This is a genomic window from Kitasatospora azatica KCTC 9699 (assembly GCF_000744785.1).
GTDB lineage: Bacteria > Actinomycetota > Actinomycetes > Streptomycetales > Streptomycetaceae > Kitasatospora > Kitasatospora azatica.
The window spans coordinates 1,728,563-1,752,553 of sequence record NZ_JQMO01000003.1; the positions used below are offsets into that span (position 1 = coordinate 1,728,563).

The window sequence follows — 23,991 nt, forward strand, 5'->3', positions numbered from 1 at the left end:
ACACTACTTTCTGGCTGGCTTCCCGGTGGTAAGGGGGAGCGAAACAGGCCCCACGGAGTGATTCTGCCCACCACAGGGCCCTCACATCGGTGTGAGCCTGCGCAAAGGGGGTCAACTCCGTCGGTGGGTGCTGTCAGACTGGGGGATCCGCAGGAGCGGCGCTCAGGGCCGGTCCCGCGGAAACCAAGCCAGTCCGCGACGTGGGAGGGTCCCGTTGAGTTCGGCCACCAAGGACGCTGCCCCGCAGAACTCCACCGGGCCAAAGAGCGCGGCCGCCGCGCGCGGCGCGCGCTCGGCCGCCGCGCCCCGAGGCGCGGCCGGGCGCCGCTCGGGCCACAACCGCGGGGCTGAGCCCGCCGAACTGCGCAAGCTGCTCGGCGCGCTGACCGCGATGCGTGACGGCAACTTCCGCCGCCGGCTCACCGTGCCCGGCGACGGGCCGATGGCCGAGATCGCCGCCATGTTCAACGAGGTGGCCGAGCGCAACCAGCACCTGACCGGCGAGCTGGCCCGGGTGCGCCGCGCGGTCGGCCGCGAGGGGCGGCTGACGGCGCGGCTGGAGAACGGTGCGGGCGAGGGCGCCTGGGCCTCGGCGGTGGACAACTGCAATGCGCTGATCGACGACCTGGCCCGTCCGATGGCCGAGGTGGGCCGGGTGCTCGCCTCGATCGCCGAGGGCGACCTGGACCAGCGGATGGAACTGCGGTCCAACCAGCCGGACGGCGGCAGCCACCCGCTGCGCGGCGAGTTCCTCAAGGTCGGCCGGACCGTGAACGGGCTGGTCGACCAGCTCTCGGAGTTCACCGACGAGGTGACCCGGGTGGCCATCGAGGTGGGTACCGAGGGCAAGCTCGGCGGCCAGGCCCGGGTGCGCTCGATGTCCGGCAGCTGGAAGGACCTCGCCGACTCGGTCAACACCATGGCCGGTCGGCTGACCGCGCAGGTGCGCAACATCGCCGAGGTGACCACGGCGGTCGCCAAGGGCGACCTCTCGCACAAGGTCACCGTCGACGTGGCCGGCGAGATGCTGGAGCTCAAGAACACCGTCAACACGATGGTGGACCAGCTGAACTCCTTTGCCGCGCAGGTGACGCGGGTGGCGCGGGATGTGGGGACCGAGGGTCGTCTCGGTGGTCAGGCGCAGGTGCCCGGGGTCGCGGGGGTGTGGCGGGATCTCACCGATTCGGTGAACTTCATGGCCAACAACCTGACCGACCAGGTGCGCAACATCGCGCAGGTGACCACGGCGGTGGCCCGTGGTGACCTGTCGCAGAAGATCGAGGTCGACGCCCGCGGCGAGATCCTCGAGCTGAAGAACACCATCAACACCATGGTCGACCAGCTCTCCGCCTTTGCCGCGCAGGTGACGCGGGTGGCGCGGGATGTGGGGACCGAGGGTCGTCTCGGTGGTCAGGCGCAGGTGCCCGGGGTCGCGGGGGTGTGGCGGGATCTCACCGATTCGGTGAACTTCATGGCCAACAACCTGACCGACCAGGTGCGCAACATCGCGCAGGTGACCACGGCGGTGGCCCGCGGTGACCTGTCGCAGAAGATCCAGGTCGACGCCCGCGGCGAGATCCTCGAGCTGAAGAACACCATGAACACCATGGTCGACCAGCTCTCCGCCTTCGCCGACGAGGTCACCAGGGTGGCCCGGGACGTCGGCACCGAGGGCATCCTGGGCGGCCAGGCCACCGTGCCCGGCGTCTCCGGGACGTGGAAGGACCTGACCAACAGCGTCAACTTCATGGCGTCCAACCTGACTAGTCAGGTTCGCAACATCGCCGAGGTCACCACCGCAGTGGCGCTCGGCGACGTCTCCAAGAAGATCACCGTCGACGCTCGCGGCGAGATCCTCGAACTGGTCACCACCGTCAACACCATGGTCGACCAGCTGAGCGCCTTCGCCGACGAGGTGACCCGGGTCGCCCGCGAGGTCGGCACCGAGGGCATCCTCGGCGGCCAGGCCCGGGTGCGCGGTGTCTCGGGCATCTGGAAGGACCTGACCGACAACGTCAACTTCATGGCGTCCAACCTGACGAGTCAGGTCCGCAACATCGCCGAGGTGGCCACCGCGGTGGCCCGCGGCGACCTCTCCAAGAAGATCACCATCGAGGCGCAGGGCGAGGTCGCGGCCCTGGCCGGCACCCTCAACACGATGGTCGACCAGCTGAGCGCCTTCGCCGTCCAGGTGACCAGGGTGGCCCGCGAGGTCGGCACCGACGGCATCCTCGGTGGCCAGGCGGACGTGCCGGGCGTGGCCGGCATCTGGAAGGACCTGACCGACAACGTCAACCAGATGGCCAACAACCTCACCGGCCAGGTCCGCAACATCGCCCTGGTGATCACCGCCGTTGCCCGCGGCGACCTCTCGCAGAAGATCGACGTGGACGCCCGCGGCGAGATCCTGGAGCTCAAGACCAGCATCAACACCATGGTCGACCAGCTGTCCGCGTTCGCCGACGAGGTCACCCGGGTCGCCCGCGAGGTGGGCACCGACGGGCGGCTCGGCGGCCAGGCCCGGGTACCCGGGGTGGACGGCACCTGGCAGGACCTCACCGAGTCGGTGAACGAGCTGGCCAACAACCTGACCCGGCAGGTCCGCGCGATCGCCCAGGTGGCCACCGCGGTGACCAGGGGCGATCTGTCCCTGCGGATCGACGTCGACGCCTCCGGCGAGATCGACGAGCTCAAGGACAACATCAACCAGATGATCGCCAACCTGCGCGAGACCACTCGCACCAACCAGGAGCAGGACTGGCACAAGACCAACATCGCCCGGTTCTCCGGCCTGCTGCAGGGCCGGCGGGACCTGGAGGCGGTGGCCTCGCTGATCATGAGCGAGCTGACCCCGGCCGTCTCGGCCCAGCACGGCGCCTTCTTCCTGGCCCAACCGGCCGGCCGCACCGCCGAGATGCTCACCGAGGACGACGACGAGTCGGACACCGTGCTGCGCCTGATCGGCTCCTACGGCTACCAGCGCCGCTCGATGCCGACCACCTTCCGGCCCGGTGAGTCGCTGGTCGGCCAGGCCGCGATCGAGAAGCGCCCGATCAGCCTGACCGAGGCGCCCCCCGGCTACCTGCGGATCTCCTCCGCGCTCGGCGAGTCCCAGCCGGCCCACGTGGTGGTGCTGCCGGTGCTCTTCGAGGGCCGGCTGCTCGGCGTGATCGAACTGGCCACCTTCAGCTCCTTCACCACCGTGGTGATGGACTTCCTGACCCAGATCGCCGACCTGATCGGCGTCACGGTCAACACCATCAGCGTCAACACCAAGACCGAGGGGCTACTGCTGGAGTCCCAGCGCCTGACCGCCGAGCTCTCCATGCGGTCGGCCGAACTGGAGGCCCGCCAGGAGGAGTTGGAGCGCACCAACGAGGAGCTCCAGGAGAAGGCCGAGCAACTGGCCCAGCAGAACCGCGACATCGAGATCAAGAACAGCGAGATCGAGGAGGCCCGCAAGGTGCTGGAGGAGCGCGCCGAGCAACTCGCGCTCGCCTCCCGGTACAAGAGCGAGTTCCTCGCCAACATGTCGCACGAGCTGCGGACCCCGCTCAACTCGCTGCTGATCCTGGCCAAGCTGCTCTCCGACAACAACGAGGGCAACCTGTCGGCCAAGCAGGTCGAGTTCGCCGACACCATCCACGGCGCCGGCTCCGACCTGCTGCAGCTGATCAACGACATCCTCGACCTGTCCAAGGTCGAGGCCGGCAAGATGGACGTCCGCCCGGCCAGGATCGCGCTGGTCCAGCTGACCGACTACGTGGAGGCGGCGTTCCGCCCGCTGACCGCCGAGAAGGGCCTGGACTTCACCGTCACCGTCTCGCCCGAGCTGCCGCCGACCCTGCACACCGACGAGCAGCGGCTGCAGCAGGTGCTGCGCAACCTGCTCTCCAACGCGGTGAAGTTCACCGACGGCGGCGCGGTGCGCCTGGAGATCCGCCCCTCCGGACACAACGTGCCGCAGCACGTGCAGGAGCAGCTGCTGGAGTCCGGGCAGATCGACGACCCGGACGCGGCGCTGGTGGCCTTCTCGGTCACCGACACCGGGATCGGCATCCCCGAGGACAAGCTGCGCGAGATCTTCGAGGCCTTCAAGCAGGCCGACGGCACCACCAGCCGCAAGTACGGCGGCACCGGCCTGGGCCTGTCGATCAGCCGGGAGATCGCCCGGCTGCTCGGCGGCGAGATCCACGCCGAGAGCGAGCTGGGCGTCGGCAGCACCTTCACGCTCTACCTGCCGCTGCACAGCGAGGCCCCCGGCATCTCGTTGGAGCGCTCCGGCACCCCGGCACTGCCGGCCGGCAACGGCTCGGCACGGGCCGCGGTGGGCGTGACGCCGACCAGGCAGCCGGTGCCGGTGGGCAGCAACCCGGCCGAGCACTGGGCGCAGGAGGTTCGCGAGCTGGCCCTGGAGCGGCGCCGGGACGCGGCCGAGCGACGGCGCGCGGCCGAGGCCGCCGCCAGGCCGGAGGCGGTGCCGACGGCCCGCGCCGAGGCGGCGTCCAGCTCCCGCAGCGGCGGCGTCGAGCAGTCCGACAGCCGGTTCGACGGGCGATTCGAAGGCCGCTTCGAAGGCGAGGAAGTGCTGATCGTAGATGACGATGTGCGCAACGTCTTCGCGCTCACCAGCGTTCTGGAACAGTACGGGCTGACCGTGCTGTACGCGGAGAACGGCCGCGAGGGCATCGAGGTCCTGGAGCAGCACGAGAACGTGGCGCTGGTCTTGATGGACATCATGATGCCGGAGATGGACGGCTACGCGACGACCGAGGCGATCCGTCGGATGCCGCAGTTCGCCGGGCTGCCGATCATCGCGCTGACCGCCAAGGCGATGAAGGGCGACCGGGAGAAGAGCATCGAGGCGGGTGCCTCCGACCACGTCACCAAGCCGGTGGACACCGACCACCTGCTCGGCGTGATGCGCCAGTGGCTGGGGGCGCGCGGTTAGCCCACGGACATCGGCGTTTACTGGCGGGCCGGACCGGGAACCCGCTAGGGTCACTCATCGTTGCGAACAGTAACCGGACGACGACGGTCTGCAGGTGCATGCCGCCGCCTTCGGTCATCCGATAGGGCTGGGCAAGGGGGTGCGGCTAGCATGACCGGGTCGGTGGCAGGCGGTACACGGGTGCCGTCGCGCGGAAAACAGGTTGGCTATCCGGCAGGAGGGCGGGTCGTGGTGCAGAAAGCGAAGATCCTCCTGGTCGACGACCGACCGGAGAACCTGCTGGCGCTGGAGGCGATCCTCTCGGCGCTGGACCAGACGCTGGTGCGCGCCGTCTCCGGTGAGGAGGCGCTCAAGGCGCTGCTCAACGACGACTTCGCGGTGATCCTGCTGGACGTCCAGATGCCGGGCATGGACGGTTTCGAGACCGCCGCCCACATCAAGCGCCGGGAGCGGACCCGGGACATCCCGATCATCTTCCTCACCGCGATCAACCACGGCCCGCACCACACCTTCCGCGGCTACGCGGCCGGCGCGGTGGACTACATCTCCAAGCCCTTCGACCCGTGGGTGCTGCGCGCCAAGGTCTCCGTCTTCGTCGACCTCTACATGAAGAACTGCCAGCTCAAGGAGCAGGCCGCGCTGTTGCGGCTGCAGTTGGAGGACGACCGCGAGGACAGCGACCGGTCGGGTCGGCACGCCGCCGAGCCGCTGCTGGCCGAGCTGTCCGCCCGGCTGGCCTCGGTGGAGGAGCAGGCCGAGGCGCTGACCAAGCAGCTGGACGACTCGCCCGAGGCCGGGGCCGCCGCCACCGCCGCGCACCTGGAGCGCAAGCTGGCCGGTCTGCGGGCCGCGCTGGAGGCGCTGCGCCCGGGTGTCGAGCGGGCCTGACCAGTTCTTCGGCCGCTCGGGTGAACCGTTGACTCGCTGACGGTGTGTCGGCCGGCTTCGGCGACACGCCAAGGGCATGAGGGTCGGTCATGTGTCCACGGCTGTGGCCCGCCGGTAGGCTCTGGTGCCATGGCACCACGGACGCCGGGAAGCGCGGCACGCACCTCCAGTTCGGGGGCGGCGAAGAAGGCCGCACCGGCGAAGAAGGCCGCCCCGCGCAAGCCGGCGGCCAAGGCGCCCGCCAAGAGCCCTGCCAAGAGTCCTGCGAAGCCGCCCGCCAAGGCGGCGGCGAAGCGGGCCGCACCGGCGAACTCGGCCGCCAAGCCGCCCGTCGCGCCGCCCGCCCACAAACCCCCGATACTCTTCCGCGCCGTCCGAGCCTGCTGGCTGGGCCTGGCGCACAGCGTGGGCGCGGTCTTCCGCGGCTTCGGCGACGGCGCCAAGGGCCTGCACCCGCACCACCGCAAGGACGGTCAGGCGCTGCTGATGCTGGCGCTGGCCCTGGTGACCGCGGCCGGCACCTGGTTCAGCCCGCAGGGCTGGCTCGGCGCGGCCGCCACCAACGTGGTCAGCGGCCTGTTCGGCCGCCTCGACGTGCTGGTCCCGCTGCTGCTGGCGGCGATCGCGATCCGGTTGATGCGTCACCCGGAGCTGCCGGAGGCGAACGGACGGATCGTCATCGGCCTGTCCACGCTGGTGATCGGCGTGCTCGGTCTGGTGCACATCGGCTGCGGCGCCCCGGGCATGGACAGCGGCGCGACCCGGATCCGCGAGGCCGGCGGCATCCTCGGCTGGGGTGCCTCCACCCCGATGATGGCCGCCGCCGGGCCGCCGCTGGCGGTCCCGCTGCTGTTGCTGCTGGCCTTCTTCGGCCTGCTGGTGGTCACCGCCACCCCGGTCAACAAGATCCCGGAGCGGCTGCGGCTGCTCGGTGAGCGGCTCGGCGTGGTCGAGCCGCTGCCCGCCGACGATCCGGACCTGGAGTACGGCACCGACGGCCGCGAGTACTCCACCGAGCCGCCCGAGGACGCCGACCCGGACGCACTGCCCTACACCGTCGAGGGGGCCGGCGCCGAGGACGAGCTCGGTGCCCGTCGCCGCCGGCGCGGCCGCCGCAAGCAGGTGGACGAGCCGGAGCTGGCGCCCGCGGTGCCCGACATGTTCGTCAAGGACCCGTTCCAGACCCGCGACCTGGCCGCCGGGGTGGCCGCCGACCTGGACGGCGCGCTGTTGCACGGCGTGCCGGCCTCGCCGGCGGTGGCCAGCATGATGCACCAGGTGCAGGACCGGACGGCGCCGCCGGAGGACGCCGCCGTGCCCTCGGCGCGCACACCCGCGCCCGGCGCGGCGCCCGGTGAGCCGTCCGCGCGCCCCGAGCACACTGCCGCGCCCGACCGGATGGAGCAGCTGCAACTGCTCAGCGGCGGGGGCTACGCGCTGCCCTCGCTGGACCTGCTGGAGCGCGGCGGCCCGGGCAAGACCCGCAGCAAGCTCAACGACGACGTGGTCGCCCAGCTGACCTCCACCTTCGCCGAGTTCAAGGTGGACGCGAAGGTCACCGGTTTCACCCGGGGTCCGACGGTCACCCGCTACGAGGTCGAGCTGGGTCCGGCCGTCAAGGTCGAGCGGATCACCGCGCTGGCCAAGAACATCGCCTACGCCGTGGCCAGCCCGGACGTGCGGATCATCAGCCCGATCCCCGGCAAGTCCGCGGTCGGCATCGAGATCCCCAACCGGGACCGCGAGATGGTCAACCTCGGTGACCTGCTGCGCTCGCGGGTGGCTGCCGAGGACACCCACCCGATGGTGGTCGGCATGGGCAAGGACGTCGAGGGCCACACGGTGCTCGCCAACCTCGCCAAGATGCCGCACATCCTGGTCGCGGGTGCCACCGGCGCGGGCAAGTCCAGCTGCATCAACTGCCTGATCACCTCGATCCTGGCCCGGGCCACCCCGGACGAGGTCCGGATGGTGCTGGTCGACCCCAAGCGGGTCGAACTGACCGCCTACGAGGGCATCCCGCACCTGATCACGCCGATCATCACCAACCCGAAGAAGGCCGCCGAGGCGCTGCAGTGGGTGGTCCGCGAGATGGACCTGCGCTACGACGACCTCGCCGCCTACGGCTTCCGGCACGTGGACGACTTCAACGCGGCGGTGAAGGCCGGCAAGGTGACCCCGCCGCTGGGCAGCGAACGGGAGCTGACGCCGTATCCGTACCTGCTGGTGATCGTCGACGAGCTGGCCGACCTGATGATGGTCGCGCCGCGCGACGTCGAGGACTCGGTGGTCCGGATCACCCAGCTGGCCCGCGCCGCCGGCATCCACCTGGTGCTCGCCACCCAGCGGCCCTCGGTGGACGTGGTGACCGGTCTGATCAAGGCCAACGTGCCCTCCCGGCTGGCCTTCGCCACCTCGGCGATGGCCGACTCCCGGGTCATCCTGGACCAGCCGGGCGCCGAGAAGCTGATCGGCAAGGGCGACGCGCTCTTCCTGCCGATGGGCGCCAGCAAGCCGGTCCGGATGCAGGGCGCCTTCGTCACCGAGGCCGAGATCGCCGCCGTGGTGCAGCACTGCAAGGACCAGCTGAGCGCCTCGTACCGGGACGACGTCACGGTCGGGGGTGGCCCCAAGAAGGAGATCGACGAGGAGATCGGTGACGACCTCGACCTGCTGATCCAGGCCGCCGAGCTGGTGGTCTCCACCCAGTTCGGCTCCACCTCGATGCTGCAACGAAAGCTGCGGGTCGGCTTCGCCAAGGCCGGCCGGCTGATGGACCTGATGGAGTCACGCGGCATCGTCGGCCCCAGCGAGGGGTCCAAGGCCCGGGACGTACTGGTCAAACCGGACGAGTTGGACGGGGTGCTGGCCCTCATCCGTGGGTAGGCCATCAGGGGAGTCGACGAAGCTGACGCCCCTTCACCCCGCTGCCGCGCGTTCGGTCGAACTCCGGTTGAGAAACGATTCGCCTGCACCCCTAGACTGTTCTTCCAGCAGGTGGCCTCCGCTCGAAAGGCGTGCCCAGTGACCGTCGGCAAGTCTTCCCACCACGACAAGCGCCGATCCTCCGCCACTCCCAGCGACCCCGCCGCGGGGTCGGCTGCCGGTGCCCAGGACGGTGGCCCGAGCATCGGCCGGACGCTGGCCGAAGCCCGACTCGCCGCCGGCCTGACGGTGGACGAGGTGAGCAGCGCCACCCGGGTCCGGGTGCCGATCGTGCACGCCATCGAGGAGGACGACTTCAGCCGCTGCGGCGGCGACTTCTACGCCCGCGGCCACCTGCGCGCGCTGGCCCGCGCGGTCGGCGCCGACGGCGACGCCCTGGTGGCCCGGTACGACGAGATCCACGGCACCGAGCCGGTGCAGCTCTCCCCGGTGGCCACGCTGGAGGCCAAGCGGATCCGGGCTGCCTCCGGCCGGCCGAACTGGACCGTGGCGATGCTGGTGGCGATCGCGGCGGTGGTCCTGCTGATCGGCTACAACCTGGTCAACGGCAAGCCGGGCAAGGTCTCGGCGGGCGCGGCCAGCGCCCCGCTGCCCAGCACCGCCTCGGCGCCCGCCTCGCCCACCGCCGTCCAGCCGCCCGCCCCGGCCCCCAGCGTGGCGCCGATCGCCGCCGCCCCGGCCGACAAGGTCACCGTCAAGCTGGTCGCCGAGGGCGGCACCAGCTGGATCTCGGCCGTGGACGGGGACGGCAAGTCGCTCTTCCAGAACAACCTGGACGAGGGCAAGGACCAGACCTTCACCGACCCCAAGCAGATCAAGCTGGTGATCGGCAACGCGGCGGCCGTGCACCTGTACGTCAACGGCAAGGACCTCGGTCCCGCCGGCAAGGACGGCCAGGTGGTGCACCTCACGTACACCCCCGGTGACCCGCAGGCCGGTTAGGCCCCGGACCAGCGACGATCTTCGAATCTTCGCCGCGCGGCCTCCGGGGGAAACGGCACCGGGGGCCGCGCGTTAATCTTGGCCCTATGCCTGAACGCCGTACTGTCGCCCTTGTCACGCTCGGATGCGCCCGCAACGAGGTGGACTCCGAGGAACTCGCCGGGCGACTGGAGGCCGATGGCTGGCTGCTGGTCGACGACGCCACCGAAGCCGATGTCGCGGTGGTGAACACCTGCGGCTTCGTGGAGGCCGCCAAGAAGGACTCGGTGGACGCCCTGCTGGAGGCCAACGACCTCAAGGGGCACGGCCGCACCCAGGCCGTGGTCGCGGTCGGCTGCATGGCCGAGCGCTACGGCAAGGAGCTGGCCGACGCGCTGCCCGAGGCCGACGGCGTGCTCGGCTTCGACGACTACGCCGACATCAGCGACCGCCTGCAGACCATCCTGTCCGGCGGCCACCACGCCTCGCACCTGCCGCGCGACCGCCGCAAGCTGCTCCCGCTGACCCCGGTCGAGCGCCAGGCCGCGGCCGCCGAGGTGGCGCTGCCCGGCCACGGCGCGGCCGAGGACCTCCCGGAGGGCCTGGCGCCCGCCTCCGGCCCGCGCACGCTGCGCAAGCGGCTGGACGACTCCCCGGTGGCCTCGATCAAGCTGGCCTCCGGCTGCGACCGCCGGTGCTCCTTCTGCGCCATCCCCGCCTTCCGCGGCTCCTTCATCTCCCGCCGCCCCTCCGACGTGCTGAACGAGGCCGTCTGGCTCGCCGAGCAGGGCGTCCGCGAGGTGGTCCTGGTCAGCGAGAACAACACCTCCTACGGCAAGGACCTGGGCGACATCCGGCTGCTCGAGACGCTGCTGGGCGAGATCGCCGCGGTCCCCGGCATCGAGCGGGTCCGGGTCAGCTACCTGCAGCCCGCCGAGATGCGCCCGGGGCTGATCGACGCGATGACCGGCACCGCCGACGTCCTCCCGTACTTCGACCTCTCGTTCCAGCACTCGGCGCCGGCCGTGCTGCGCCGGATGCGCCGGTTCGGCAACACCGAGCAGTTCCTGGAGCTGCTGCGGACCATCCGCGACAAGGCCCCGCAGGCCGGCGCCCGGTCCAACTTCATCGTCGGCTTCCCCGGCGAGACCGAGGAGGACTTCGCCGAGCTGGAACGGTTCATCACCGCGGCCGGCCTGGACGCGATCGGCGTCTTCGGCTACTCCGACGAGGACGGCACCGAGGCCGCGACCTTCGACGGCAAGTTGCCCGAGGACGTGGTGGCCGACCGGCTGGCCAAGCTCTCCAGGCTCGCCGAGGAGCTCACCGCGCAGCGCGCCGAGCAGCGGATCGGCACCGAGGTCGAGGTGCTGGTGGAGAGCATCGAGGATGGCGAGGTGGTCGGCCGGTCCGCCCACCAGGCCCCCGAGACCGACGGCCTGACCACGCTGACCGGTGCGTCGCAGGCCCGGCCGGGTGAGTTCTACCGTGCCCGGGTGGTCGCCTCCGAGGGTGTCGACCTGGTGGCCGAGGCGATCGAGCTCGTCCGTTCGGCGGCCGCGGTATGACCGGCGGGCCGGGCAGCCCGGCAGCGGCCCGCCCGGCCCACTCGGGGGCCGCACGGCCGGCGGTGCCCTCGCTGTGGAACCTCGCGAACATGCTCACCATGCTGCGGCTCGCGCTGGTGCCGGTCTTCGTGCTGCTGCTCTTCGCCGACGGCGGGCACAACCCGAAGTGGCGGGCGGTGGCCTGGGCGGCCTTCGCGATCGCGATGATCACCGACCTGTTCGACGGGGAGATCGCCAGACGCCGCGGTCTGGTGACCGACTTCGGCAAGATCGCCGACCCGATCGCCGACAAGGCGATCATGGGTGCCGCGCTGGTCGGCCTCTCGGTGCTGGGCGATCTGGCCTGGTGGGTCACCGTGGTGATCCTGGCCCGCGAACTGGGCATCACCCTGATGAGGTTCTGGGTGATCCGCTACAGCGTGATCCCGGCCAGCCGGGGCGGCAAGATCAAGACGCTCACCCAGGGCATCGCGGTCGGCATGTACGTGCTGCCGCTGACCGGCTGGCTGGCCACCGGACGGGCGGTGCTGATGGCTCTGGCCGTGGTGCTGACCGTGGCCACCGGCGCCGACTACGTGCGCCAGGCCGTCCAGCTTCGCCGGGAGGGGCGGCGGGCCGAGGCGGCCCGTGCCAAGGAGGCGAGATGACCGAGTTCGTTCCGCTGGCCCAGCAGGTGCACGCCGAGCTGCGCGGGCTGGGGGCCACCCTGGCGGTCGCCGAGTCGCTGACCGGGGGCCTGCTGGCGGCCCGGCTGGTGGACGTCCCCGGCGCCTCGGCGACCTTCCGCGGCTCGGTGACCACCTACGCCACCGAACTGAAGGCGGAGCTGCTGGGGGTGGACGAGGGGCTGCTCGAGGTCCACGGGCCGGTGCACCCGGTGGTGGCCCGGCAGATGGCCGAGGGAGTCCGTCGGCTGCTCGGCGCCACCTACGGGCTGGCGACCACCGGAGTGGCCGGTCCGGAGGCCCAGAACGGTCAGCCAGTCGGCACAGTACACCTGGGTTTCGCCGGTCCGGGCGGAACTGTCGCGAGATCGCCCCAGCTGTCGGGGGACCGTGCCACAATCCGACGCAAGGCCGTGGACGGTGCCCTGGAGCTCTTCCTGGCACACGCGGCCGCCACCGAGAGCGCGTCCGACACCACAAGCGTCGCCTGAACAACGGCTGAACAGGCAGAATCCGGGAAACCTCTCTCAACGAGGGGCGTGCCGGCGCCTGGGGCGGGAACAACAGGGGAGGGGAGAGCCTTGCAGCCCAGAGTGAACACGACCACGGTCCCCGCACACGACGCGGGCAAGGCGGTACGGTGGGGACGTGACATCTCGATCCGCAGTCCGAGGAGGGAGCCACCGATGATCCTGCTCCGTCGCCTCTTGGGTGACGTGCTGCGTCGGCAGCGCCAGCGCCAGGGCCGCACACTTCGCGAGGTGTCGGCCGCCGCACGAGTGTCGCTCGGATACCTCTCCGAGGTCGAGCGCGGGCAGAAGGAGGCCTCCTCCGAACTGCTCTCAGCGATCTGCGACGCTCTCGACGTCCGGATGTCCGAGGTCATGCGCGAGGTGAGCGACGAACTGTCGCTGGCCGAGCTCGCCACGATGGCCGCCCTGTCCGAGGACGACCTGCTTCGTCCGGTGCTGGAACCCGTGCAGTTGCCGGCGCCCGGTGAGCGGATGAGCTCGATCACTCCGAAGGCCGCGGCCGTGGACGTCGTCGCAGCCTGACCTCGCCCTGCAAACGGGGGGCCGAGAGAGGGAGTCGCGAGTGCACCGCTCCAACGCGGGCGGGCCAGCCGGCCGAATAGGACCCTCTGGCCGACGCCGGTTACCGATCCCGTACGGCCTGCGCCTGGTGGCGTCGGCCGTTCCGCTCAGTGTGGTGCTCTGGCTGCTGTTGACGCCGGGCTCCGGCCCTGGCGGGTCCGGAGCGCTGTTCGCCCTGCTCACTCTCGGCGGCTGGGGCATAGGTGTCCTCCCCGTGCACTGTGACCAGCGGCAGACCGGCCCCGCGCGGCGCGGCCTGCGCTCAGCCGCGCAGCCGCAGCCCGCGGGGAGTGGCGTGGAACCCGGCGGTCTCCAGGACGGCGCCCAGGGCTGAGCCGAGCGCCGGCTCACCGTTCGCCCGTTCCACCGTCAGCCCGCTCAGCAGGCCGCGCCGCACCGCCTCGACCAGCGCCCGCACCGCCGCCTGCAGCGGCTGCTCCTGCCCGGCCTGCTCGGCCCAGCAGAGCAGCGACTTGCCGCCGCGCTCCAGATAGAGCACCAGCTCGCCGTCGACCAGTACCACCAGGGCGCCCGCCTTGCGGCCGGGGCGGTGTGCCGAGGACTGCTCGCCCGGCGGCTCCGGCCAGGGCAGTGCGGCGCCGTAGGCATTGGCCGGATCGGCCGCCGCCAGCAGCTGGGCCTGCGGCTGAGCGCCGGAACCGGCGGGCTCGGGGGCGCGCTCCGGCCAGTCGGCGCCCCGGTCGCGCTCCAGCCGACCGTTGATCGACCGCAGCCGGTCCACCGCGCCGTCCAGCGCGAACTGGGCGCCGCCCAGGCCCTCGACCAGATAGCCCCGGCGGGCCCGCCCGCGCTCCTCGAAGGCGGAGAGCACCCGGTAGACCGCGGCGAAGCCGCCCTGGATCCGCTCGGCCTGCACGGTGCCCCTGGTGAGCACGCCGTGGCGGTCCAGCAGCACCTGGGCCTGGGCGGCGGCCCGAGCGGTCGGCTCGGCCGGCTCGGGCAGCAGCGACCAGCGGCCGGCGGTGGTGGGGTCGTTGCGCCTGGCCGGGGTGCGGGTCAGGCCGCTGTAGCGCCCGCGCGGGACGGACTTGGGTGCGCGGTGCGCGGTGGACCCGGCGGTACGGCCCGAGCCGAGCAGGGCGCGCACCGGGCCGAGGGTGTCGTTGGTGATCCGACCGGCCCAGACCAAGTCCCACAGGGCGGCGACGATCTCCGGCTCGGGGGTGTCCATCACCTGGGCACAGAGATCCCTGAAGTACAGGCCGTAACCGCCGGCCAACGGAGCCAGCAGGGCTTCGTGCAGTGGGGTGGGGGTGAACGGGAGCGCGTCGGGGCGCACCAGGTCCGCGGCCTCGCCCAGGTGCAGGCTGATCCAGCCGTCCTTGCCCGGCAGCGCGCCGGCGCCGGTCCAGCCGATCTCGCCCTCGGACATCAGCTGGTCCAGCAGGCCGCTCTGATAGTCGCTGAGCCGAGCCGGCAGGATCAGCCGCTCCAGCGCCGAGGCGGGCAGCACGGCGCCCTGCAACTGCTCGACCACCCGGAACAGGCCGTCCTCGCCGCGCAGCTGATGGCCGCTCAGATGCTGCCACTGCGGCAGGAAGGCGGCCAGCGCGCGCGGTGGCACCGCCTCCACCTCCTGGCGCAGCGCGGCCAGTGAGCGGCGGCGCAGCCGACGCAGCGTCTCGGCGTCGCACCACTCGACCTCGCCGGTGCCACCCGCCTCGACCGGGCGGAACTCGCCCTGGACCAGGCGCCCGGAGGCGGTCAGCCGCTGCAGCGTGCCGGTGACCACGGCGGTGCCCAGACCGAACCGGGCGGCGGCGTGCTGGGCGGTGAACGGGCCGTTGGTGCGGGCGAAGCGGGCCAGCAGATCGCCGAGCGGGTCCTTGACCGGTTCGGTGAACGCTTCCGGGATGCCCACCGGCAGGGGGGTGCCGAGTGCGTCGCTGAGCCGGCCGGCGTCCTCGATCGCGGCCCAGCGCTGCTCGCCGGCGATCCGGACCAGGATCGCCCGGCGGGTGGCCTGCAGCTCGACGACCCAGCCGGGTTCGGCGCCGCGCAGGACCAGCTCCTCGGTGCTGAGCGGGCCGAGCAGGCGCAGCGCGTCGGCGACGCCCTCGATGTCCTTGACCCGGCGCTCCGGGGTGAGCCGCTGGAGCTCGGCCTCCAGTTCGGCGAGCACGGCCGGGTCGATCAGCTCGCGCAGCTCGGCCTGGCCGAGCAGTTCGGCCAGCAGCCGGGAGTCCAGGGCCAGCGCGGCGGCGCGGCGCTCGGCCAGCGGGGAGTCGCCCTCGTAGAGGTACTGGGCGACGTAGCCGAAGAGCAGCGAGCGGGCGAACGGCGAGGGCTCGGGGGTGGTGACCTCGACCAGCCGCACGGCGCGCGATTCGAGGTCGCGCATCAGCTCGACCAGGCCCGGCAGGTCGAAGACGTCCTGCAGGCACTCGCGAACCGCCTCCAGCACGATCGGGAAGGAGCCGAACTCGCTGGCCACCTCGAGCAGCTGGGCGGCGCGCTGGCGCTGCTGCCAGAGCGGGGTGCGCTTGCCGGGGCTGCGGCGCGGCAGCAGCAGGGCCCGCCCGGCGCACTCGCGGAACCGGGAGGCGAACAGCGCCGAGCCGCCGACCTGGTCGGTGACCAGCTGCTCGACCTCGCCGGGGTCGAAGAGCACGGCGTCGGCGCCGACCGGGGCCTCGTCGGCGGCCGGGGCGTCGGGGGAGGGGAAGTCCAGGAGATCGGCGTCCGGCAGCCGCAGCACGATGCCGTCGTCGCCGTGCATCACCTGCGGGTCCAGGCCGTGGCGTTCGCGCAGCCGGGCGCCGAGCGCCAGTGCCCAGGGGGCGTGCACCTGGGCGCCGAAGGGGGAGTGGATGACGATCCGCCAGTCGCCCAGCTCGTCACGGAAGCGCTCGACCACGATGGTGCGGTCATCGGGCAGGTGGCCGGCGGCCTGGCGCTGCTCGGTGAGGTAGCCGAGCAGGTTGCCGGCCGCCCAGTCGTCCAACCCGGCCGCCAGCAGCCGCTGCCGGGCCTCGGGCTCGGGCAGGCCGCCGAGCTCGCGGACGAAGGCGCCCAGGGCCCGGCCGAGCTCCAGCGGGCGACCCAGCGAGTCGCCCTTCCAGAACGGCAGCCGGCCCGGGACGCCCGGGGCGGGGGTGACCAGGACCTTGTCGTGGGTGATCTCCTGGATCCGCCAGGAGCTGGTCCCGAGGGTGAAGACGTCGCCGACCCGGGACTCGTAGACCATCTCCTCGTCCAGCTCGCCGACCCTCCCGCCGCCCTTCTTGGGGTCGGCGCCGGCGATGAAGACGCCGAACAGGCCGCGGTCGGGGATGGTGCCGCCGGAGGTGACGGCCAGGCGCTGGGCGCCGGGGCGGCCGGTGACGGTGCCGGCCACCCGGTCCCAGACCAGGCGCGGGCGCAGCTCGGCGAAGGCGTCCGAGGGGTAGCGGCCGGCCAGCATGTCGAGCACCGAGTCGAAGGCGGACTGCGGCAGGGTGGCGAACGGGGCGGCCCGGCGGACCAGGGTGAGCAGCTCGTCCACGTCCCAGCTGTCCAGCGCGGTGATCGCGACCAGCTGCTGGGCCAGTACGTCCAGCGGGTTGCGCGGCACCCGCAGGGCCTCGATCCGCCCGGCCCGCATCCGCTCGGTGACCACGGCGGACTGCACCAGGTCGCCGCGGTACTTGGGGAAGACCACACCGGTGGAGACCGCGCCGACCTGGTGCCCGGCCCGCCCGACCCGCTGCAGGCCGGAGGCCACCGAGGGCGGCGACTCGACCTGGACCACCAGGTCGACCGCGCCCATGTCGATGCCCAGCTCCAGGCTGGAGGTGGCGACCACGGCGGGCAGCCGGCCGGCCTTGAGCTCCTCCTCGACCAGCGCGCGCTGCTCCTTGGAGACCGATCCGTGGTGCGCCCGGGCCAGCACCTGGGGGGCGCCCTTGGCGACCCCGGACTCGGCCATCAGCTGGGCCGGGGTGTGGTGCTCGGGCAGAGGCTCGCCGGTGGCGCGTTCGTGCGCGATCTCGTTCAGCCGGTTGCACAGGCGCTCGGCCAGGCGGCGGGAGTTGGCGAAGACGATGGTGGAGCGGTGGGCCTGGACCAGGTCGACGATCCGCTCCTCGACATGCGGCCAGATCGACGCCTGCTTGGCCGGGTCGTCCGCGGCCGGGGCGGGCGAGAGCTCGGCCAGGTCGGCGACCGGGACCACCACCGAGAGGTCGAACTCCTTGGCGGAGGGCGGTTGGACGATCGCCGCGCCGCGCTGCGGCGACAGGTAGCGGGCCACCTCCTCGACCGGGCGGACCGTGGCGGACAGGCCGATCCGGCGGGCCGGGCGCTCCAGCAGCTGGTCCAGCCGCTCCAGGCTGAGTGCCAGGTGGGCGCCGCGCTTGGTGCCGGCCACCGCGTGCACCTCGTCCAGGATCACCGTGTCGATGCCGCGCAGCGCCTCCCGGGAGGCCGAGGTGAGCAGCAGGAAGAGCGACTCGGGGGTGGTGATCAGGATGTCCGGCGGGTGGCTCTGGAAGCGGCGCCGGTCGGCGGCCGGGGTGTCGCCCGAGCGGATGCCGACCTGCACCTCGGGTTCGGGCAGGCCGAGCCGGACGGCGGCCTGGCGCAGGCCGGTCAGCGGGGCGCGCAGGTTGCGCTCGACGTCCACCGCGAGGGCCTTGAGCGGCGAGACGTAGAGCACCCGCAGGCGTTTGCGCGGCTCGGCGGGCGGCGGGGTGCTGCTCAGGTGGTCCAGCGCGGAGAGGAAGGCGGCGAGCGTCTTGCCGGAGCCGGTGGGGGCCACCACCAGGACGTCGTTCTTCTCGCGCAGGGCGGCCCAGGCGCCGGTCTGGGCGGTGGTCGGGCCGTCGAAGGCGGCCTCGAACCAGGCCCGGGTGGCCGGTGCGAAGCCGGCCAGGGGATCGGAGGGGAGTCGCTGGTCCGCCATGCCCCCATGGTGCCGGGTGGCACTGACAGGGCGGGCAGGCGCGGTCGAAGAGGTGCGGCCGGATGGCGGCGGGCTGACCTCTCAAAAATGGTCAAATAGGACATTTCGCTCATAGGGTGAGGCCTTGGTTCCCCCTGGAACATCCCCCGGAACACCCCCTGGAGCGGAGGAGCGCGATGGCCGAGGTGCGGCTGGTCTCCCGCCGTCGCCGCCGGGCGCTGGTGCTGCGCAGCTCCCCGGCGGTGGTCGCCGCGGCGCTGCTGCTCGGCGGCGCGCTGCCGTACATGGCCGGCGGATCGCAGGCCTACCTCAGCTACCTGGTGCTGGCCGACCGGACCGACGCCCAGGGCGCGGCCCTCGCCGACTCCGCCGTCCGCGCGGCCGGCGGTCGGGTGGTGCAGGACTACCCCCAGGTCGGCATGGTCCTTGCGTACGCGGCCGACGGCGGCTTCGCGACCCGGCTGCGCGGCCGCCCCGGGATCGCCGCCGTCGGCGCCACCCGCACCGCCGCCGTGCCCGGTCCGCCCGGCGCGCTGGCCGGAGCCGGGGACTTCCACCGGCCGGCCGCCGCGGACGCGGTGGAGGGGGACAGCACGCCCACCGTCCCGGACCCCGGCGAACACGGGGGCTGGAACCTGGCGATGATGGGCGCCGATCCGACCGCCCCGGACGTCGGCTCGCTGCTCGCCGCGCCCGGCTCGGCCCCCGCGCCCGGTGCGACCGCCGTACCCGGCTCGGCGCCGGCGTCCGTTCAGGCCGCCACGTCCGCGCCGCCGGAAACGCCGCCGCGCAACTCCGCGCAGCGGGAGTCGGCGCTGCGTCAGGTACTGGTCGCGGTGCTGGACTCCGGGGTCGACGACACCCATCCCGACCTGCGCGACGCGGTGAGCCCGGCCGACTCGGTCTCCTGCGCCGACGGACGCCCGGACGCCCGGTACGGCGCCTGGCGCCCCGACCCGGGGGTCGCCGAGAGCGGCCACGGCACCCATGTGGCCGGCCTGATCGGCGCGGCCAGGGACGGCCACGGCGTGGTCGGGACCGCGCCGGGGGTGCGGATCGCCGCGGTGCGGCTGCTCGGGCCGCTCGGCCAGTACTACCCGGAGAACATCGTCTGCGGCTTGCTCTGGGCCGCCGACCACGGCGCGGTGGCGGTCAACGACAGCTACTTCGCCGATCCCTGGAAGTACAACTGCCCGCAGGACCCGGACCAGGGGGCGATGGTCCAGGCGGTCGGCCGGGCGGTGGCCTACGCCCAGCGCCGCGCCCTGGTGGTCGCCTCGGCGGGCAACGACGCCCAGGACCTGACCGGCCCGCGGACCGACCAGCGCAGTCCGAACGACCGGCTCTCCGGCCCGGCCGAAGACCGCCGACTCGGCGCCGAGTGCATCCGGCTGCCCGGCGAGCTGCCGGGCGTGGTCTCGGTCAGCGCGGTGACCCGCAGCGGCGCCGTCGCCGACTACTCGAACTTCGGCGACGGCCGGATCACCCTGGCGGCGCCCGGCGGCGACCCCGACGGCGGGCCCGACGAGGCGATCGTCTCGGACTGGCCGGGCGGACGCTACGCCGCGCTGGCCGGCACCTCGATGAGCGCCGCCCAGGTGACCGGAGCGATCGCGGTGGCCGCCGCGCTGCACGCCGACTGGGGGCCGGACCGGCTGCGCGAGCTGCTGCTCGCGCAGGCCCGGGCGAACTGCCCGGTCGGCCCCGGCCGGTGCCGCGACCGCAGCACGTACGGTGCCGGGATCGTCGCACTGCCGCGCTGAGGCGCATGGCCTCAGCCACGGGCACGGCCGCGCCGAGGGCTCCGGAATACTGGGGCGCATGAGGCTGACCGAGTTCTGGGGACGGATGGACGAGCACTTCGGTGCGGGGTACGCGCGGTCCTTCGCGCACGACCACGTGATGAGCGAGCTCGGCGGCCGGACGGTGCAGCAGGCGCTGGACGCCGGCTGGGAGGCCAAGGACGTGTGGCGGGTGGTCTGCCAGGTCATGGGAGTGCCGGCCCGGCTGCGCTGAGCGGCGACCCCGCTGCGGTTCCCACCGGGCGCGGATGCGAACATTGAATCGAACTGATGTTCCCTATACTGGTTTCCCGGCGAGTTTTCCACAGGCTGAGCCCGTCCGGGGCCGATTGTCGGTGGGACGCGCTAGCGTCGAGGACGATGAAGCGCACAGCACAGAACCCGAGGGTGGAAGCCATGGCAGGTACGGACCGCGAGAAGGCTCTTGAGACCGCACTCGCCCAGATTGAGCGGCAGTTCGGCAAGGGCTCGGTGATGCGCCTCGGCGACCAGTCCCGTGCCCCGATCGACGTGATCCCCACCGGATCCACCGCGCTGGACGTCGCCCTCGGCGTCGGCGGCCTGCCGCGCGGCCGGGTGATCGAGATCTACGGCCCCGAGTCCTCCGGCAAGACCACGCTGACCCTGCACGCCGCGGCCAGCGCCCAGAAGCTCGGCGGCACGGTCGCCTTCGTGGACGCCGAGCACGCCCTCGACCCGGAGTACGCCCGCAAGCTCGGGGTCGACACCGACGCGCTGCTGGTCTCCCAGCCGGACACCGGTGAGCAGGCGCTGGAGATCACCGACATGCTGATCCGCTCCGGCGCGATCGACCTGATCATCATCGACTCGGTGGCGGCGCTCGTGCCGCGCGCCGAGATCGAGGGCGAGATGGGCGACTCGCACGTCGGTCTGCAGGCCCGGCTGATGAGCCAGGCGCTGCGGAAGATCGCCGGTGCGCTGAACCAGTCGAACACCACCGCGATCTTCATCAACCAGCTGCGCGAGAAGATCGGTGTGATGTTCGGCTCGCCGGAGACCACCACCGGTGGCCGGGCGCTGAAGTTCTACGCCTCGGTCCGCCTGGACATCCGCCGGATCGAGACCCTGAAGGACGGCACCGAGGCGGTCGGCAACCGCACCCGGGTCAAGGTGGTCAAGAACAAGGTGGCCGCGCCGTTCAAGCAGGCCGAGTTCGACATCCTCTACGGCCACGGCATCAGCTGGGAGGGCGGCCTGATCGACATGGGTGTCGAGCACGGCTTCATCCGCAAGGCCGGTGCCTGGTACACCTACGAGGGCGACCAGCTGGGCCAGGGCAAGGAGAACGCCCGCAACTTCCTGCGGGACAACCCGGCGCTGGCCGAGGAGATCGAGAAGAAGATCAAGGTCAAGCTCGGCATCGGCGTCGACCCCGACGCTCCGGCCGAGGGCGCCCCGGCTGCTGCCGCCGACGCTGCGGACGGCGCGGTCAAGCCGATCACCGCCACCGCTGCCAAGGCCGCGCCGGCCAAGAAGACAGCGGCGGCCAAGGCCTGAGCAGCACATGAGCGCTGACAGGGGTTCGGGCGGGGGGGAGCGCCCGGACTGGGTGGTCGATGTCAAGGGCGAGGAGGAGGGGGAGCGCCCGGATTGGGTCGTGGACGCGAGGGGCTCGGCCGCAGGGGGGCCGGGCGCCGGCGGTCCAGCCGCGAGCAGCACAGGCGCGAGCAGTTTGCGGGCGAGCAGTTCGGGCGCGAGCAGTTTGCGGGCGGGCAGCCCAGCCGTGAGCAGTTCGGGCGCGGGCAGTTCGGGTGGTGGGGAGCGCACGGACTGGGTGGCGGAGGCGGAGCGCGAGCTGGCCGAGGCCTCCGCGCGCCCGCGGGCGCGGCGGTCCCGCCGGTCGGGTGGTGAGCGGGAGCAGCGCGCGCCCCGGGGGGAGCGTCGCGCCCGGGCAGCCGAGTCCGAGCCGCCCGCCGATCCGGCCACCCGGGCCCGGGACATCTGCCTGCGTCTACTCACCGGCACACCGCGCACCCGCAAGCAACTCGCCGACGCCCTGCGCAAGCGGGAGATCCCGGACGAGGTCGCCGAGGAGGTGCTCTCCCGTTTCGAGGAGGTCGGCCTGATCGACGACGCCGCCTTCGCCGCCGCCTGGGTGGAGTCCCGGCACGCCGGGCGCGGCCTGGCCCGTCGGGCGCTGGCCCAGGAGCTGCGCACCCGGGGGGTGGACGGCACCCTGGTCGAGGAGGCCGTGGCCCAGCTCGACCCGGACGAGGAGGCCGCCACCGCGCGCACTCTGGTGGACCGCAAGCTGCGGGCCACCACCGGCCTGGAGCGGCAGGCCCGGCTGCGCCGGCTGGTGGGCATGCTGGCCCGCCGCGGCTACCCCGAGGGTCTCGCCTTCCGGGTGGTGCGCGAGGCGCTGGACGCCGAGGGCGAGAGCACCGAGGAGTTGGAGGACTGGTCGCTCGGCTCGGAGTGACGCCCGGTCGGCTTCTGACCGTACGTCAGTCGGGCGGCCGTCGGTGAGGCGGTGCGTCAGGCCGACTGCTCGGCGCCCGCCAGTGGCGCCGGCCCGCCGCGGGCGCGGTCGGCCAGGGCCTGGAGGTCCTCGGCCCGGGCGCCCTGGGTGACCCCGACCAGGTGGCCGTCCGGGCGGATCAGCAGCACGGTGTGCGGGCCGGCCCCCGGGTACTCCTCGGTGACCAGCACCTCGGCCGGCACCGGGAGCGCCGCCGCCACCTCCGCCAGCCGGGGCATCAACCCGGCGCCCATCCACCGCTCGGCCGACCAGACCGCCGTCCCCGGTGCCACCAGCAGCAACAGGAAGGTGGCGCCGAGTCGGGCGTAGAGCTGGTCCGGCACCCCCTCGGTGGTGACCACCGAGACATCCGGCACCAGCACCCCGGGGGCGGTGGCGGGCAGGCTCTCGGTCAGTGCCGTCCCGCGCCCGGGCCCACGCTGGGCGGGTACCCCGGAGGGCGCTGCCGGGTAGGCCGGTGCACCGCCGAACCGCCCGGTGCCGAGCAGCCCGTCGGCGAGCAGCGGCGCGTGCTTGCGGAAGGAGCCGGTGAGCAGCGAGCGCCTGGTCTGCTGCCAGCCGCGCAGCGGTCGCAGCAGCGGCATCGTCTGGTCCACCGCGCGCAGCCGGGCACCGACCGCTCCGCGCCGCTCCGCCTCGTAGCCGTCCAGCAGCGAGCCGCCCGGTTGCGGACCGCCCGCGTGCAGGTGCCAGGCGACGGCGAGCCGCCAGGCCAGGTTGTCCACGTCGCGCAGCCCGTCCGCCAGGTTCTGCATGCCGAGCGCCCCGTGCAGGTGGGCGGCGTCCCCGGCGAGGAAGCAGCGGCCGTTGCGGAAGCGGGCGGCCAGCCGCTGCTGGGCGGTGTGGTCGGCGGCCGCCAGCAGCTCGTAGCGCGGCAGTTGGCCGCACCAGCCGGTCAGGGTGGATTTCACCCGGGTGAGCAGGGTGTCTCCGGTGACCAGGCCCGGCCAGGTGGCGTGCGGGTCGACCGGTTCGCTGGGTGCGGGACGTCCCGGCGGCAGTCGCCAGTCCAGTCGCCACAGCCCGTCCGGCAGCGGCCGGGCCGAGGCCTCGCGGTCCCCGCGCCACGGCGGTTCGCGGTGCAGCCGGGCCTCGCCGGGAAACGGCAGGTCGACCCGGACGGTGGCGATCGCGTGCCGGTCCACGGCCGGCCGCCCGGGGAACCGGATCCCCAGTAGCTTGCGCACCGAGGAGCGCGCGCCGTCGCAGCCCACCAGCTGGCTGGCCCGCCACCAGGTGTCGGACCCGTCCTGCGGGTGCCGGCTGCGCACGCTGACCCCGTCCCGGTCCTGGTCGATCTCCTCGACCCGGGCGTGCGGCACCAGTTGGACCAACGGTGTGGCGGTGGCCGCGTCCCGCAGCCCGCGCTGCAGCCGGTGCTGCGGCAGGTGGAGCACCGGATGGTCGGTCAGGTCGAGGTTCAGCACCTCCTGGCGGCGCCGCCAGACGGTCAGCCGGTCCCAGCGCGCGGCGTCCGAGGCGGCCCGCAGGTAGCCCAGCCGCTCCAGGAAGGCGGTGCTCTCCGCGCCGAGCACAGCACTGCGCGGTCCCTCGGGGCAGACCCCGTTGCCCTGGTCCAGGACGATGCTCGGCACCTCGTGCCGGGCCAGCGCCAGGGCCATCGCGAGCCCGACCGGCCCGGCCCCGACCACGATCACCGGGTCCACGAACGGCCCCCACAGCATGCGTCAGCGGGCATCGACAGGTGGCTCGAGGGGCGGGCGGCGGTGCAGGTCCCGGGTGGTGTCAC

At 72.9% G+C, this 23,991-nt stretch carries 14 protein-coding genes; 12 read left to right on the forward strand and 2 right to left on the reverse strand.

Translation table 11 applies throughout. From position 1 onward, the window contains the following. Window positions 1-391 precede the first annotated feature (391 nt). From BR98_RS18430 to BR98_RS18465, 8 genes are all read left to right on the forward strand, one after another. Entirely contained in the window at window positions 392-4,951 is a 4,560-nt protein-coding gene (locus BR98_RS18430; protein WP_051971111.1) for a hybrid sensor histidine kinase/response regulator, read from the forward strand. 228 nt (window positions 4,952-5,179) lie between these two features. Beyond that, window positions 5,180-5,839, forward strand: a complete 660-nt coding sequence (locus BR98_RS18435) for a response regulator (RefSeq protein WP_035846094.1) — start codon at window positions 5,180-5,182, stop codon at window positions 5,837-5,839. Window positions 5,840-5,968: 129 nt separating this feature from the next. Then, window positions 5,969-8,725: a DNA translocase FtsK gene (locus BR98_RS18440; protein ID WP_035846096.1), complete on the forward strand. Its 2,757-nt coding sequence runs from the start codon at window positions 5,969-5,971 to the stop codon at window positions 8,723-8,725. A gap of 138 nt (window positions 8,726-8,863) precedes the next feature. Continuing rightward, the gene (locus tag BR98_RS18445; protein WP_232247453.1) at window positions 8,864-9,727 is read left to right on the forward strand and encodes a helix-turn-helix domain-containing protein; all 864 of its coding nucleotides are present in this window, start codon (window positions 8,864-8,866) and stop codon (window positions 9,725-9,727) included. Between the two features lie 86 nt (window positions 9,728-9,813). Beyond that, window positions 9,814-11,274 carry a 30S ribosomal protein S12 methylthiotransferase RimO gene (rimO, locus tag BR98_RS18450; RefSeq protein ID WP_035846102.1) on the forward strand — a complete coding sequence of 487 codons (1,461 nt, stop codon included), beginning with the start codon at window positions 9,814-9,816 and terminating at the stop codon, window positions 11,272-11,274. Between the two features lie 89 nt (window positions 11,275-11,363). Further along, window positions 11,364-11,921: a CDP-diacylglycerol--glycerol-3-phosphate 3-phosphatidyltransferase gene (gene pgsA / locus BR98_RS18455; RefSeq protein ID WP_407639463.1), complete on the forward strand. Its 558-nt coding sequence runs from the start codon at window positions 11,364-11,366 to the stop codon at window positions 11,919-11,921. Next, entirely contained in the window at window positions 11,918-12,430 is a 513-nt protein-coding gene (locus tag BR98_RS18460; RefSeq protein ID WP_035846104.1) for a CinA family protein, read from the forward strand. The genes pgsA and BR98_RS18460 overlap by 4 nt, the downstream gene beginning before the upstream one ends. A gap of 195 nt (window positions 12,431-12,625) precedes the next feature. Beyond that, complete coding sequence (locus tag BR98_RS18465) at window positions 12,626-12,994, forward strand: helix-turn-helix domain-containing protein (protein ID WP_035846106.1); 369 nt, start codon at window positions 12,626-12,628, stop codon at window positions 12,992-12,994. 301 nt (window positions 12,995-13,295) lie between these two features. Here the strand turns inward: BR98_RS18465 and BR98_RS18470 are convergent, their stop codons facing one another. Beyond that, window positions 13,296-17,936 (reverse strand): ATP-dependent helicase, encoded by a 4,641-nt coding sequence (locus tag BR98_RS18470; protein WP_051969903.1) that lies wholly within the window; start codon window positions 17,934-17,936, stop codon window positions 13,296-13,298. Window positions 17,937-18,112: 176 nt separating this feature from the next. On the opposite strand from BR98_RS18470, the gene BR98_RS18475 reads away from it, so the two are divergent. The 4 genes from BR98_RS18475 (at window position 18,113) to recX (ending at window position 22,181) form a co-directional block, all read left to right on the forward strand. Continuing rightward, window positions 18,113-19,699 carry a S8 family serine peptidase gene (locus tag BR98_RS18475; RefSeq protein ID WP_035846108.1) on the forward strand — a complete coding sequence of 529 codons (1,587 nt, stop codon included), beginning with the start codon at window positions 18,113-18,115 and terminating at the stop codon, window positions 19,697-19,699. Between the two features lie 58 nt (window positions 19,700-19,757). Beyond that, window positions 19,758-19,952, forward strand: a complete 195-nt coding sequence (locus BR98_RS18480; RefSeq protein ID WP_035846109.1) for a DUF3046 domain-containing protein — start codon at window positions 19,758-19,760, stop codon at window positions 19,950-19,952. Between the two features lie 182 nt (window positions 19,953-20,134). Continuing rightward, on the forward strand, window positions 20,135-21,256 hold the full coding sequence (recA, locus tag BR98_RS18485; protein WP_035846110.1) for a recombinase RecA: 1,122 nt from the start codon (window positions 20,135-20,137) through the stop codon (window positions 21,254-21,256). A gap of 226 nt (window positions 21,257-21,482) precedes the next feature. Continuing rightward, a complete protein-coding gene (gene recX, locus BR98_RS40390) occupies window positions 21,483-22,181 on the forward strand; it encodes a recombination regulator RecX (protein ID WP_324606678.1) in 699 nt (232 codons plus the stop codon). A gap of 56 nt (window positions 22,182-22,237) precedes the next feature. Here the strand turns inward: recX and BR98_RS18495 are convergent, their stop codons facing one another. Beyond that, complete coding sequence (locus tag BR98_RS18495; protein WP_232247454.1) at window positions 22,238-23,926, reverse strand: FAD-dependent monooxygenase; 1,689 nt, start codon at window positions 23,924-23,926, stop codon at window positions 22,238-22,240. Between the last annotated feature and the right edge of the window lie 65 nt (window positions 23,927-23,991).

What these genes read in the sequence shown, in the direction of transcription:
- BR98_RS18480 (WP_035846109.1), top strand. Translation starts at nt 19,758, where the DNA reads ATGAGGCTGACCGAGTTCTGGGGACGGATGGACGAGCACTTCGGTGCG.
- pgsA (WP_407639463.1), top strand. Translation starts at nt 11,364, where the DNA reads ATGCTCACCATGCTGCGGCTCGCGCTGGTGCCGGTCTTCGTGCTGCTG.
- BR98_RS18460 (WP_035846104.1), top strand. Translation starts at nt 11,918, where the DNA reads ATGACCGAGTTCGTTCCGCTGGCCCAGCAGGTGCACGCCGAGCTGCGC.
- BR98_RS18470 (WP_051969903.1), bottom strand. Translation starts at nt 17,936, where the DNA reads ATGGCGGACCAGCGACTCCCCTCCGATCCCCTGGCCGGCTTCGCACCG.
- BR98_RS18495 (WP_232247454.1), bottom strand. Translation starts at nt 23,926, where the DNA reads ATGCTGTGGGGGCCGTTCGTGGACCCGGTGATCGTGGTCGGGGCCGGG.
- BR98_RS18465 (WP_035846106.1), top strand. Translation starts at nt 12,626, where the DNA reads ATGATCCTGCTCCGTCGCCTCTTGGGTGACGTGCTGCGTCGGCAGCGC.
- BR98_RS18430 (WP_051971111.1), top strand. Translation starts at nt 392, where the DNA reads ATGCGTGACGGCAACTTCCGCCGCCGGCTCACCGTGCCCGGCGACGGG.
- rimO (WP_035846102.1), top strand. Translation starts at nt 9,814, where the DNA reads ATGCCTGAACGCCGTACTGTCGCCCTTGTCACGCTCGGATGCGCCCGC.
- recA (WP_035846110.1), top strand. Translation starts at nt 20,135, where the DNA reads ATGGCAGGTACGGACCGCGAGAAGGCTCTTGAGACCGCACTCGCCCAG.
- BR98_RS18440 (WP_035846096.1), top strand. Translation starts at nt 5,969, where the DNA reads ATGGCACCACGGACGCCGGGAAGCGCGGCACGCACCTCCAGTTCGGGG.
- BR98_RS18475 (WP_035846108.1), top strand. Translation starts at nt 18,113, where the DNA reads ATGGCCGAGGTGCGGCTGGTCTCCCGCCGTCGCCGCCGGGCGCTGGTG.